This is a genomic window from Corallococcus terminator, assembly GCF_003611635.1.
Classification (GTDB): domain Bacteria; phylum Myxococcota; class Myxococcia; order Myxococcales; family Myxococcaceae; genus Corallococcus; species Corallococcus terminator.
The window spans coordinates 16,755-29,759 of record NZ_RAVZ01000092.1 but is presented as its reverse complement, the minus strand read 5'-3'; the positions used below and the strand labels follow the sequence as shown (position 1 = coordinate 29,759).

The following is a 13,005-nucleotide window of genomic DNA, read 5'->3' as shown; positions in this document are numbered from 1 at the left end:
CATGCTGACGGTCTTCCTCGTGCGTCACGTGCTGGGAGGTGTCGCGTGAAGGCCCTCCTGAGCGCGGGGCTGTGCGGCGTCCTCTTCGCGCTGGGTCTGGGCCTGGGCGGGATGACCCAGCCCGAGAAGGTGATGGGCTTCCTGGACGTGGCGGGCCGGTGGGACCCCTCCCTGGCGATGGTCATGATGGGAGCGGTGGGGGTGCACGCCGTCTTCCTGCGGCTGATCCTCCGTCGGCCTGCTCCGGTGCTGGCACCCCGCTTCCCGGCGCCTTCCCAGGCACGGGTGGACACGGCGCTCATCGTCGGTGCCGTGCTGTTCGGCGTGGGGTGGGGGCTCGTGGGCTACTGCCCGGGCCCTGCAGTCACGTCGCTGGCCACGGGTGGACAGGACGTGTTGCTGTTCGTCGGGTCCATGCTTGCGGGGATGCTGCTGTTCAGTTTCTGGACGCGTGTTTCAGGGACTCGCGCGGCACCGAGGTGATCACGTCCCCGTCGGAGGCACGCGCTTCAGCTCCCGTGCGGGAACCCCCGCCACCACGGCCCCAGGGGCTACGTCCTCGACGACGACCGCGTTGGCTCCAATCTTCGCTCCGTCACCGATGGTCACCGGGCCCTGCACCTTCGCGCCCACGCCGATGAAGACGTCGCGCCCCACACGGGGCACTCCGGCCACTCCGGGGGCGGCTTCCAGGGTCACGTTCTGGGAGACGAAGCTGTTCTCTCCAATCTCCACCCCCGGCGCGATGATGACGCCGATGCCTCCGTAGCCCAGCTCCACGCTGGGGTGCAGCGCGGCCTGCGGGTCCACGTGGCTGTTGCTCAGCCGGTTGCCCACCGCCGCCACCACGACCGCGAGCCTCGGAGCCTTCAGCGCCTGGAGCCGCTTGGCGGCCCAGTAGAAGCTCAGCGCCGTCGGACCCATCTGCCCACCATCCTTTTCGCTACCGGTACCCAGCGGAACTTCGAGCGCTGCAGGGTCTGCCCCACCAGTGTATCCCGGTAGATGAACAGCCAGTGGTGTTGTCGCACCTCTTGCGTCCACTCGCGTTTGTACGGGGCGTCGTCCCCCAACAGATCCAGCTCCTTCAGCCCCCGCCCGATGCAGTCCTGGACAAGGCCCTCCGTCAGGAGGTGGCCCGGGCTCACTTCAGCCAACGCTTCGTCGTATCCGGGCTTCATCGCCAGGTAGCGGTTTCCGTACTCCAGCCCGTACTGGAAGGCGATGGGCCTTGAGTCCAATCGCAGGAAATACAATCCCAGCCAGCCTCGCTCGGCCGCCACCCGCGCGAGCGCCGTGTAGAACCCCCGACGGTGCTCCGCCTGGCCAATGGCCGTGCCCTGCTGTGCCTTCCAGCCGCTCTGCTCCAGTGCGAACGCCTCCTCCAGCCGGGCCTCCAGGCGCTCCGTTCCGGACACGCGCTCCACCTCCACGCGGCCCTTCTCCTCCAACCTCCGGCGCCTCCTGCGCAGCGGCTTCGCGTTGCTGCGTCCCTTCGTCCAGGCGGCCACCGTGTCGGGCAGCACCAGGTAGGGGGACTTCGCGCTCGGCCACGCACCCCAGGGCATACCCGCCCCGCGCGCCGCGTGCATGAGCGCCCACGCCGCGCCGTCCTCCGGCACGTCCGACAGCCGGAGCATGTCCCAGCTCGGGTCGCCCATCAGGTGCGACAGGAAGGCCGCCGCCGCCGCCTTCGGCTCCTCTGCCAGCAGGTCGAAGCGGCAGGAGTGCTTGTTCGTCAGCGACAACAACTGCCGCACCGGCACCCCGTACTGGTGCCCCTGCTCCTCCTTGAGCCCCAGCACCGCCACCAGGGCGCCCGCCGCGTCCCTCGCCGTGAGGATGCGCAGCGGCGCTCCCTCGCCGAAGTGCGCAAGCCAGCAGCGCACGAACTCGTGCCGGTAGAAGACCTGGTCGTCCACGCGCATCACCAGCGCGTTCCATTCCGCCGCCAGCGCGTCGAAGCCGGCCAGGTTCCGGATCACCTCCACCCGCAGGGGCTCCGTGCGCCTTCCGGGCTTGCGCGGCGCCTGCCTCCAGGCGGGTGAGGCGCTGTCGCAGGGCCTGGATGGGACGCGCTTCCCGAGCGGCGCGTCCGTGATGGGACTTTCCTCCATGAATGTGTCTCCTCGGGTCTCGGGCTCGGGAGGACTCAGGACAGGGGCTCGCCCGCGTCGTCGGCCAACGCTTCAGGCTTCGGGACGTCCGGCCCCTGCGGCTTCGCGGTCGCGTCGCGCTGCCGCACCGGCCCTTCTCCCTTCGACATCGCGTTCGTCTCCGAGGTGTGGAGGTGGCGCAGCGGCACCGTGACGCTCGTGCCGCGCAGCTCCACCGACTTCGTGAACACGACCTGCGGTTGTTGGGGCTGTGGCGTCTCCGTGACGGGCTGGAGCACGGGCACGTCCGTCGGCACCGGCAGGAGCCGCTTCGGCTGCTGCTTCTTGAGGCCGCGGAAGAGCCAACCGCCCTTCTGGCGCTCGTACAGCTTGCGCGTCTCCACCGCCGCCCGCGCGTGCGACACGCGGCCCTTCTCCAGGTCCTCCAGCAACATCTCGCTCAGCCTTCGGCGCGTCACGCTGTCCAGGTAGTCGAACACCTTCTCCAGCTTGCGCACCACCGTCTGCGTCGCTCCGCCCACCGCCGTGTGCGTCAGCGCCGACAGCTTCAATTCGTGCCGTTCCCTCGCGCGCTCCGCCAGCTTGCTCAGCCGGTCCGCTTCGTCCGGCGAGTTCGCCTTCTCCACCAGCTTCGGCAGCACCGTGCGCGCCAGGCCCGCGTCCACGAAGCCCGAGTCGTCGAACGTCTCCAGCGACTCCAGCGCCCGTCGCCGCGCTTCCACCGACGTGCCCTCCAGCGCCTTCAACGCCGTCGTCACCCGGTCCAACGCCATCCAGCGGTACACCCAGTCCAGGCCCGTGCCCTTGATGTTCTGCGCGCCCATGATGCTCACCTGCATGCCCGGCGCCACGGCGCGGGCACAGGCGTCCACCACCTGGTCGCCCGTCGCCTGCGCGTCGGGCACCGTCACCACCTGCTCCAGGAACATCGCCTTGTAGGCTTCGCGGAACTTCGCGTGGAACGCCTTCACGCGCCCCACCGCATCCGCCGCCGCATCCCGGGGCAGCGCCTGCTTCAGCCTCGCGTGCACCGCCATGCGCGCCAGCAGGTACAGCGCGTGCTCGCGCACCTCGTCCTTCGTCGCCGGGGTCAACACCTCCGGCAGCGGCTGCGCCTGCACGCGGGACACCGGCGCCAACGCCTCGTCGAGCAGGGCGCCCACTTCGCGCTCCAGCGCGCGGCGCACCTTCTCCACGGCCACGTCGTCGCCCGCGCCGGCCAGGGCCTTCTCCACCGCCGCGTTCAGCGCCATCGTGGGCGTCACCTTCAGGCCCGCGCCCGCCGCGTAACGGGCGAACCGGTCCAGGAACGTCTGCGCCGTGGGACGCGGCACCTTCAGCCGTGCCAGTGCCTTCGCGAGGCGCACCTCCGCTCGGCCCGCGCCCTCCGGGGTGGACAGCTCCTCCGCCGCCACGACCTCCGTGCCCGCCAGGTGCCGATCCAACGCGTCGCGCACGTACTTGCGCAGGCCCTCCAGGTTCGTGCCGATGAGCACGTGCCGGTCCGCGGGCGCGTCCTCCACCATGATGCGCGCGAACACCTCCGAACGGGACACCCGGTCCCAGCGGTTGTTGATGACCGTGATGACCGCGCGCTCCGGGTTCGACTCCGGATCCACGTCCCCCAGGCCCGTTCGGGTCCAGTTGTTCATGAAGCCCGTGCGCTCGTTCGCCGAGTGCCCGTTGATGAACGTGAGCAGGCGCCCGCGCGCCCGCGTCTGCGGGAAGACCTTCAGCACTCCGATTTCCGGCTGCACGTGCTCGGCCATCAGCGCCAGCGCGTACGGGCGCGACACGCCCAGTTGTTCGGCCAGCGTCGCCACCAGCGCCATGTTGCGCGGGTGTTCGCGGTAGGGGAACAGCGCGAGCAGCTCCTCCGGAATCAGCTCCGCTTCCCACCACGCGCTGTGCAGCAGCGTCGTGTCCTTCTCCTGCGCCTTCTGCTTGAACAGCGGCAGGAAGTGGTCCTCCGTCGTCACCACCTTGCCGCCCTTGGGCATGAAGTGGGTGATGACGTTCGCCACGTCCATGCCCGCGGGACCCTGGATGTCCTCATGGTCCGGATAGGCATTGGTCAGCGTGGCGAAGTCGTCCTTCATCCAGTCGTTCTGGAGCAACTCGACGAAGTTCGGCTGCAACGCCATGCATTCCCAGAGGAACACCTCCGTGCCCAGACGCGCGCCCAGCTCCACCATGTCCTTCTGCTCCCAGATGGTGGCCTTGTCGTAGGGGCGGAAGATGAAGAACTCGGACGGCCCGGCTCCCGGGGCGCTGTGCACGAACATCGCCTCGGAGCCCGTCGTCTTCGCGAACACTTCGAAGCCCATGCCGGAGAAGAGCGCCGCCTTCAGCCGCTCCGTGCCGGACTTGCCGCGCGTGCCCCAGCCTCCAATGCACAGCGGAATCTGTTCGCGCGCCTTGCGGACGTTCTGGCGCTTCACATACGTGTCGCCCAGGAACACGGAGAAGAGCGCCGCCGTGAAGAGGCCCAGCGCGGCGATGCCGTTGCCGCCCATGCCCAGGAAGTAGCCTTCGTTCTCCAGGATACGCTCGGTGAGCAGCGCCAGGAACCCGCTCTGCAAGCCCAACAGCGCGGGCGTGTGCAGCGTCGTGGGCTTCGCCACCGTCTCCGCGGTGTCCTGGAAGAGTGTCGCCAGCGGCGCGGGGACCTTCTGTCCCTGGCCGTATGGCGTGAAGCGCACCTGGACGCCCAGGTCCTTCTCCACCTGTTCGACGAAGCGGCGGCGCTCGCGCGGCTCCTCGCCGCCCAGCGAGTCGAGCCGCAGCGTCGCCAGCCTCCGGTAGTCCTTCGTCACCTTGAGGCGGTTGGCCAGACGGCGCAGGCGCGAGGCGGGCGGCACCAGCACCGTCTCTCCGTGGCTGCTGAACAGGTGCACCTTGCCGTCCTTCGCCAACGGCATGTCCAACAGGTCATCCACCGTGGGCAGGTGACGGCCCCAGCTTCCCTGGCTCGCCACGTGGACGCGCTCGCCAGGGACCAGCGTCTCCGTGATTTCGTCCAGATGTCCGGGGTGCGCTCGCAGCGTGCCCGGCATCGTGCGCCCGGTGGTGTGCAGGAAGGCCTGACGCTTGTTCGGCGCGGGGCGGCCCAGCTCGTGCCACATGCGCCACAGGCGACGCTGATGCCGGTCGCCGTGCCACAGCGTCAGCGCCGTCTTCGAACGCTCCGCGTACAGCCCGTGCCCGTCCTGCGACAGGTCCGCCAGGATGGCGCCCAGCCACTCGGGGCCCTCCGGCATCGCCGGCAGGTTCTCCGGAGGCGGCTCCAGCGGCAGGCGCGTGCGGCCCCCCGGCTTGAGCTTGCTGACACGGTCCGCGAGGAAGGCCGTCCACGCCTGCCGCACCGGGTCCTTCACCCGTCGCAGCACCTGCGCCGCCGCGGCCGCGGCCTCCACCACCGGCCCGGTGCCGTCCGCTTGCGTCGCCAGCGACTCCACCGCGTCCAGCAGGGCTGCGTGCGCGGGACCCAGCCCCGAGGCGCCCAGCGCTTCTGCCAGCGCGGCGGCCCGCTCACACGACACGCGCAGCACGAGCGGCGCGGTGTCCTGGCCCAGCACGTCCACCAGCACCTGGAGCGCGGGACCCTTCACCTTCGGCGTGGAGATGGCGGCTTCCACCGCGGCCAGCACGGCGGCGGTGCGCACGCGCGGGCTGGGCTCCGACAGCGTCCGCTCCGCCCCGTCCTTCGCGATGGCCGGCACCTTCTCCAGCCCCGCGAGCCTGCGCAGCAGCGGCTGTCCTTCAGGGCGCGTGGCGACGAGCGCGCACAGGCCCATGCGGACGTATTCGCTCGGGTCGTGGTGCGCGACCTCGGTGAGCAGCGTCAGCCGCTGCTCTTCGGTGAGCATCGGCGCGCACTGTTCCAGCACCTGCCGGCGGAAGAGGAAGTCCTTCTCCGACGGCGCCTTCGCGCGCAGCCGCTGGCGCAGCAGCGCGAGGCCCGTCAGCGCATCCACCGTCAGGAGCGCGCGCAGGGCCTCCGCCTGGAAGAAGGGGCTTACGTCCTCCTGGCCCGCGAGGCTCGTCAGCGTGGGGCCCACCTCCGGCAGCGTGCTGGCGACACCCGGCACCGCCTGCGTGAGCTGCCGGAAGGCCTCCAGCGCGGCGAAGCGGTTCTGTGCCCGGGGCGCGTCCACGGCGCGGTCCAACAACTGCCTCGCGAGCGCGACGGCCGACGGCTGGAGTTCCTGGGGCGTCGTCACGGCGAGGATGCCTGTCAGGGCCCGGAGCGCCGTCTCTTCTTCGATGAGCAGCTTGTGCCGGCGCTTCTCCTGTCGCTCCCGCAGGGCGTCGAAGCCCATCCATCGGTCCAGGGCTCGCAGGTCCTCACGGCGGTCCTTGCGGTCCTTCACCGTGGCCTTCAGGTGGTTCACCAGGACTTCGCGTCGCGCGGCGTCATCCACCGCCTCGTTGTGCAGGCGGGTGAACTGGATGAGCTCCGCGTGCACGGTCGCCAGCTCCGTCTCCAGCACTTCCAGGGCCACGCCCAGCCACGGGGCCAGGCCGTCCGCCCCAGCGGGCCGGGGGCAGGTCTCCACCAGCCGCAGGGCCAGCGCTCCGGCCGACGCGTGACGCACGCGGCGGTGGAGCGGGGGCAGGGCTTCCAACAGGAGCGTCTCGAGCTGATCGGTCGACAGGTGCATGTCGCCGCCAGAGCTATTCATCTCCGGGGGAACCTGCCCAGACCGCCCGGGTTCCCGTTCGGATCAGGACAGCTCAGGGCTGGAAACGTCGTTCATCCAGCAGCTCCTCGAATTCCTCCTCGGTGGGCGTGACATCCTGCAACCCACGTCCGCCGGTCCAATCCCACCGCGCTCCCAGTGAAAAGACGTTCTGGAACCCGTACGGACCGGAGAGGAACGCGCGGTCCTCGGCGTAGAGCATCAGCCGGTTGCCGCCGCGCCCCATCCACACGTTCCAGTCCACGCGCCCCGACACGCGGTGGCGCAGGTACGCCGTGGAGCGGTGCTCGTCCTGGAAGCGCTGCGACGCGCCGTAGCCCAGCTCCGCGCGAGTGCCCCGAAGCTTGCCGCCCAGGAGCCCCGCCCAGCTCGCGTAGGCCCCCGCGTTGTCCAGCGTGTAGAGGTTGCCGTTGCTCGTGGCGGACGCGCCCACCGTGGCCACGTGGTCCTGGAACGGCTGCCAGCGCAGGGACAGCCGGGGCGCCAGCCGCTGGGGGTGGTCCTTGCCGTAGAGCCAGTAGACGTTCTGGTCGTAGCGCGTGGCGTCCACCGCGCCACTGCCCTGCATGGACTCCAGCGTCAGGCCCAGGCCCGGGATGACACCCACGTCCGGCGACAGGTGCACGTAGCGGTCCGCCGACACGCGGCCCCGGGCGCTCCAGCGCATCGCGCCGTCGAGCGACTGGGTGAACACCGCGCCCTGCATCGACAGGCGCAGGTCCCACGGAAGCTGCGTCAGGTACACCGCCGCGGATCCGCCCAGCACGGCGCTGCGGTTGAGCGGATAGCGGGCCTCGGGCGTGACGCGCAGCCACGCGCGGCCCGGGGACAGTTCGCGGCGCAGTGACAGCCGCAGCTCCATGCCTGTCTGGAGGGGACGGTTGAGCAGCTCGCCTTCCTCCACGTCCTCGCTGCGGAAGCCCAGCTCCGCGGACAGCATGCCCGGCCCGTACCCCATGGCTTCGGGCGCCATGCCGTCCGGCAACAGCGCCATGCCCGGCGGCAGCGCCGGCCAGGGCAGGGGCTCCAGCCCGGTGGTGCCCTGGGCCCACGTGGAGGCCGCGAGCGCGCTCGGATCCGCGACGACACCCAGTTGCACCTGCACCAGCGCTTCACCTTCGGGAGACTCCAGGCTCACGCGGTGCGGACCGCGCGAGGGGAGCAGCAGCCACGTCTCACCCGCGCGACCCATCGGCTGTGACGCGCCCTTGAGGCCCGGGTCGGCATCCCCCGGCAGGCCCAGGTGCATCAGCGGTCCATCCTCCGCGCTGGAGCCGCCCGTGCCGTCTCCGGCGGGCAGGGGCGTGCTGCGCAGGAGCAGTTCGCGGCCCGCCGTGGGGGCGAGCGCGTACGCACGCACGCGCAGCGCGGTGGGGCCCAGCACCGTCATCACCACCGGAGAACCCGGACGGCTGCGCAGGAGCGACAGGGGCTGCGGCGCGACCATCACACGGGCGTTGGCGGCGCCCTGTTCGGACTCCACGAAGCGCACGAGGCCGGTCTGCTGCGTGTCGGCCCTCGCCAGCACCACTTCCACCTGGTGGCGGCCGGGGATGTCCAGGCGCGTGCCGAGCACGGCCGTCTCGCCTTCCTTCACCTTCAGCTCACGCACCACTCGGCCGTCCACGCGCAGCGCGAACGAACAGGTGCCGGCGACCTCCACGCCGGGACGCGGCGTGGTGCCGCACAGCACCTCCGCCCCCAGGGCCCGGGGCTGCTTCACCGTCAGGCTCATCACGCGCGACGCGCCCGCGGGCAGCAGCTTCGCCTCGGACAGCTTCCACGGTGGCGCGAGCAGCGCCTTGCGCACCGCCTGCGCCACGTCCTCGTCCTCCGTGCCACCTTCCGACGTGGCCTCCAGCGAGCCCGCGGTCTCCTCGGCGTCGCGCAGCCGTTCCCAGCGCGTCCAGCGGCCCGCCGTGAAGCGCATGCGCCGCACGTCCGGGTGGTCCGCCCACGCCTGGAGCTGGCCCGCGAGCGCCGCGCCCAGGGGCGCTCCTCCGTCCTTCCACGCCTGGGGCGAGTCCTGGAGCCGCTCCAGCATCCCGAGCGCCTCCAGGCCCACCTGCGGCAGGCCCGTCTCGCGGTACAGCGCCGCCATGGACAGCGCACCTGCCGCGTCCTCACCGGAGGCGGACAGCAGGCGCGCGCGCAGGTAGCGGCCCGCGAGGCTCTTGTCGAGCGCCACCGCCGCGAGCGCCGCGTTCGTCTGGCCCTCGCGCGCCTGGGCGCTGGGGGCCGAAAGCTTCGCATCGCCCGTGCCCGGCAGCGCCGCGAAGGCCGGCGACACCAGCGTGGGCTGGGTGATGGCCTGCGTGAAGCGCACCGTGCGCGGCGCCGCCTGCGACAGGCGGTCCATCAGCGCGAGCAGTCGCTTCTGCTGCTCCGGCGTCAGCTTCGCCTGGGCATCCAGCAGCCGGCCCACGTCCGCGCGGGCGAAGCCGTCCTCCTGGAGCGAGGAGAGCAGCTCGGCGCGCGCGAGGCGCGGCTCCGCTTCACCGGGCGTGGCGCGCAGCGTGCGCGAGAGCGCCTGGAGCGTTTCGTAGGACGTGCCAGCCTGAAGCTGTCGCGGGGCAGGGGCCTCCGTGGGCGCGGCCACTTCCGCGCGGCGCACCGCCAGCGACACGACGAGCGACGCCTTCGGGTCCTCGGGCTCGAACCACACCTCGCGGGCCTGCGGCGGCAGCGTCACCACCACGGAGACCGGCGCGGAGGATGTGCCCCGCGCGCCTTCCAGCGCCAGGTGACGCGGGCTCGCGGCGGAGGGGCGCAGGACGATCCGGCGCGGAGCCCCCACGTCGGTGGACATGCGCACCACGAGCGGCCTGCCCGCTGACGCATCCAACGGACGCAGTTGCACGCGCACGGGTGAGGGCAGCTTCGCGTCCGGCACCCGGAAGCGCACCGGCTTCGTGCCCACCTTCACCGGCCACTGCGTGCGCACGTAGCCGATTTCCGTGGGCGTGCCCTGCGCCTTCATGGGCGCGAGCGAGAGGAAGGCCTGCGTGCCCTTGGCGCCTTCGAGCTTGAGCGCGTGCTCGCCCGGAGGCAGCGCGATTTCGACCGGCTCCAGCGACGTCAGCGGCAGCAGCGGGAAGGCATTGCCACCCACGCGCAGCACCGGGTTTGTCTTCGTGCCCGGCGGCGTCAGCACGTAGGCGCGCAGGAGGGTGGGGGCCTCGGCGAGGCCCGTGGCCTGGACCTGGGCGGTGCCTCCCGCCGCGAGCGGCCACATCGCGCTGCTCGCCATCGCCGCATCGGCTTCCACGGCCTGGAGGTCCAGCCACTTCGAGGACTTCACCTCCGTCCCCGCTTCGGCGGTGTCCAGGGGCGCGGGCGTCACCTGCGACCAGCGGCTCTCGCGCCACCACGCGGTGCGGTAGCGGCGGCGGATGTCCTCGGACAGCGGCTCCGCGCGCCAGGCCAGCTCCAGCGCGGCCAGCTCACGGCTGCGCAGCGGATCTCCCAGCGGCAGACGGGCCACCAGCTCCGACGCCTCGGCGGTCAGGAAGCCTGCTTCCGGCAGCGCGGGCGCGGTGCCCAGCATCGTGTGCGCCGTGTCCGCCTTGCCCTGATCCAACAACTGCTTCGCGGTGAGCAGGCGCAGGTACCACGCGAGCGGTGAGGCATCCGCGCCCTTGAGCGCCTCCACCGCCGCGTCCGTGTCGCGGTCCCCGATGGCGGCGAGCGCGCGCAGCAGCGGCGACAGGCCCTCTGTCTTCGTCTTCCCGTACGTGCCGCGCGCGAGCTCCGGCATCAGCGCCACCAGCCGTTGGCGCAGCAGGGACGGCCGGGGCGCGGTGTCTGTCTTCACCTGCTCCCACGCCTTTTCCGCGAACTCCGTCCAGTGCGTCTGGTGCGTCATCGCCTCGGACAGCGTGGGCCTGCGCGTGGAGACGCGAGCGCGCAGCATCAGCGGCCCGCCCTTCCAGCTCACGCGGTAGTTGTGCTTGCCCGGAGCCAGCGCCACGCGCATCTCCTCCGCGATGCCCACGCGCTCGCCCGACGCGAGCGTCCGCGCCGTGCGTCCGTCCGGGAGCGCCGCGCCCTCGGGCGCCTCCGCCCACGCGGGCTGCGGGGTGAGCTGCGCCTGCGCGAGCGTGGCGCCCACGCCGTACACCTCCACCGTCGCCGCCTCGGTGTTCGCGTCGGTGCCCAGCACGGAGCGCGCTTCCAGCGACAGCACGGCCGGACCTTCCAGCTCCAGCGCCCAGACGTTGCCCTTCTCTTCCGGGCGGTACCAGGGAGAGTCCACGCCCTCCAGCCTCACCTCGGTGCCGGCGGGACGGGGGCGCTCCACGCGCATCGCCTGTCCCCACAACGGAGACACCAGCGCCCACTCACGCAGGACCTCCGCCTTGCGCCAGGCGTGCACCGCGTCGCGCAATGGAGAGTTCGCGGGCTCGTCATGGACGAGCTCCGCCTCCAACGCCGCGACCACATCCATCCGCGTGCGCGTGCCCGCGTCGAACGCCAGCGCCGGGCGCGGCCCCTGTCCGTCCACCCACTTGAGGAGCGCATCGCGCATCCGCTCCTCGGTCTTCACCGTGGAGATGGTCGTGGGACGCTCCACCGTGACGCGCGCGTTCTTCGTCGCCGTCACCCACCAGATGCTGCCGGCGCCCATCGGCTCCGCCAGGTACCAGCGGCCCGGACGCTCCGGGATGCCTTCCTCGTCCACGCGCAGCTCGGGCGCGTCCTTGTCCTCCACCAGTGGCACTCGGGTGAAGCGCAGCGCCCCGGCGGGACCGGAGACGCGCACGACATCCAGGGGCCCCAGCCACAGCGCCGCGCCCTTCTGGGGCGTGACCTCCACGCTGCCTGAGACCTGGGGCACGCCGTCGGGAACGTAGGGCGCGTGGCCGCGCACATCGTCGAGGGCCACCGGCCCCCGGACGGCCCTCGGCTGCCAGGACATGCCCTCCTCGCGGCGGGCGATGACGGACGGCGGCTGCGGTGCAGCGGACTGCGCGATGACGGGCAGCGCCGCGAGCGCTCCCACGAGCAGGGTGAAACGGGCGCGGCGTCGAACAGGAAACATCGGCGCTCAGTCCTCCAAGGGTGCGAACAGAATCTGTCCCAGGCGCTCCAATCGCGCCGGGCGGGCCAGCGCTTTGCGCGTACGGGATGACATTTCGAGGTGCAGGAAGAGGGCTTGCGGATAAGCCTGGAGCAACCGTGCCTGGGCGTTCTGCGTCCCACCCAGCACCTGCACCCCTTCCGGGAACAGCTTCACGCCGCGTCCCAGGGCTTCATCCAGCGGTGCGGAGACCCGCCGGGCCCACGCTCCGGGTGTGCGCGAGCCGTCGCTCACCACCGCGGTCAGGGTCTCCGTGCGGCCCTTCTGGACCTTCGATTCGCCGAAGCCGTGGAGCTGCACCACGCGCGGTGCGGGCAGGCTTCGCGCGGTCAGGTCCGTCACGGTCTGGAAGAGGTGCTCCGGGTTGTGGGCCACGTCCGCCGGGTGCTCGGGGTCTTCGGGCGTCTCACCGGGCGTGCCGTGGTAGCGGTGCGCGGTGGCGGTCATGAACAGGCGCGGCGCGCGGCCCTCTGGCGGGCAGGAGAAGAGGCCCGCGCCGATGTCCTCCGTCCCGATGTCGAAGTAGGGGTGGGGCACCTGCACCACGTCCTCGGTGGCCTCGCCCGTGCGCACCACGTACGCGCCCGCGCCGTGGTAGCCGTCCGGCCGCTCGCGCAGCACCCAGAAGGTGTCGCGCGGCGTCGTCCACGTCTCCAGGAAGAAGCCCACCGACGCGGCCACGTTCGTCAGCTCCGGCGGCACGTCCTTCTGCTTCGGTGCCGCCGCGAGCAGCGCGGGGATGAGCTTCGCGAAGGCCGCGCGCTCCTCCAACGTCGTGGGATGGAAGGTCACGGCGTCCACGCGGGGCCACAGCCCCGAGAAGCGTGCATCCACGCGACAGCCCTTCCGCGCGTTGGGCTCCACGGTCGGATCCTCCTGCGGCACGCGCTCCTGCTTGGGCGCCTTCGCGCTCACGGCGGGCCGGGGCACTTCGAGCTTCTGGGACTTCTGCGCCAGCGCGTCGGCCTCGGGCTCGGTCTTCGCGCTCGGACTGGTACCGGACGTTTCGGAGGGCAGGGCGCTCTGGGCATCAGCGCCGGGCGCGAAGCCCAGCACCGACACGACCCCCGCGGCCACGAACGGGCGCCACGACCCGGTCCTCCGG

Annotated in this window: 6 protein-coding genes; 1 reads left to right on the top strand and 5 read right to left on the bottom strand. The window is 71.8% G+C overall.

Going from position 1 to position 13,005, the window contains the following annotated elements:
• Window positions 1-45 precede the first annotated feature (45 nt).
• Window positions 46-483 (top strand): DUF6691 family protein, encoded by a 438-nt coding sequence (locus tag D7V88_RS15485; RefSeq protein WP_120541415.1) that lies wholly within the window; start codon window positions 46-48, stop codon window positions 481-483.
• Here D7V88_RS15485 and D7V88_RS15480 read toward each other — a convergent pair whose 3' ends face one another.
• From D7V88_RS15480 to D7V88_RS15460, 5 genes are all read right to left on the bottom strand, one after another.
• Entirely contained in the window at window positions 484-924 is a 441-nt protein-coding gene (locus tag D7V88_RS15480; protein WP_120541414.1) for a serine O-acetyltransferase, read from the bottom strand.
• Complete coding sequence (locus D7V88_RS15475) at window positions 906-2,117, bottom strand: GNAT family N-acetyltransferase (protein ID WP_120541413.1); 1,212 nt, start codon at window positions 2,115-2,117, stop codon at window positions 906-908. Before D7V88_RS15475 ends, D7V88_RS15480 begins: the two co-directional genes overlap by 19 nt.
• 35 nt (window positions 2,118-2,152) lie before the next feature.
• Complete coding sequence (locus D7V88_RS15470) at window positions 2,153-6,781, bottom strand: hypothetical protein (RefSeq protein ID WP_120541412.1); 4,629 nt, start codon at window positions 6,779-6,781, stop codon at window positions 2,153-2,155.
• Window positions 6,782-6,854: 73 nt separating this feature from the next.
• Window positions 6,855-11,861 (bottom strand): hypothetical protein, encoded by a 5,007-nt coding sequence (locus tag D7V88_RS15465; protein WP_120541411.1) that lies wholly within the window; start codon window positions 11,859-11,861, stop codon window positions 6,855-6,857.
• Between the two features lie 6 nt (window positions 11,862-11,867).
• The gene (locus D7V88_RS15460) at window positions 11,868-12,977 is read right to left on the bottom strand and encodes a hypothetical protein (RefSeq protein ID WP_147448751.1); all 1,110 of its coding nucleotides are present in this window, start codon (window positions 12,975-12,977) and stop codon (window positions 11,868-11,870) included.
• Window positions 12,978-13,005 lie beyond the last annotated feature (28 nt).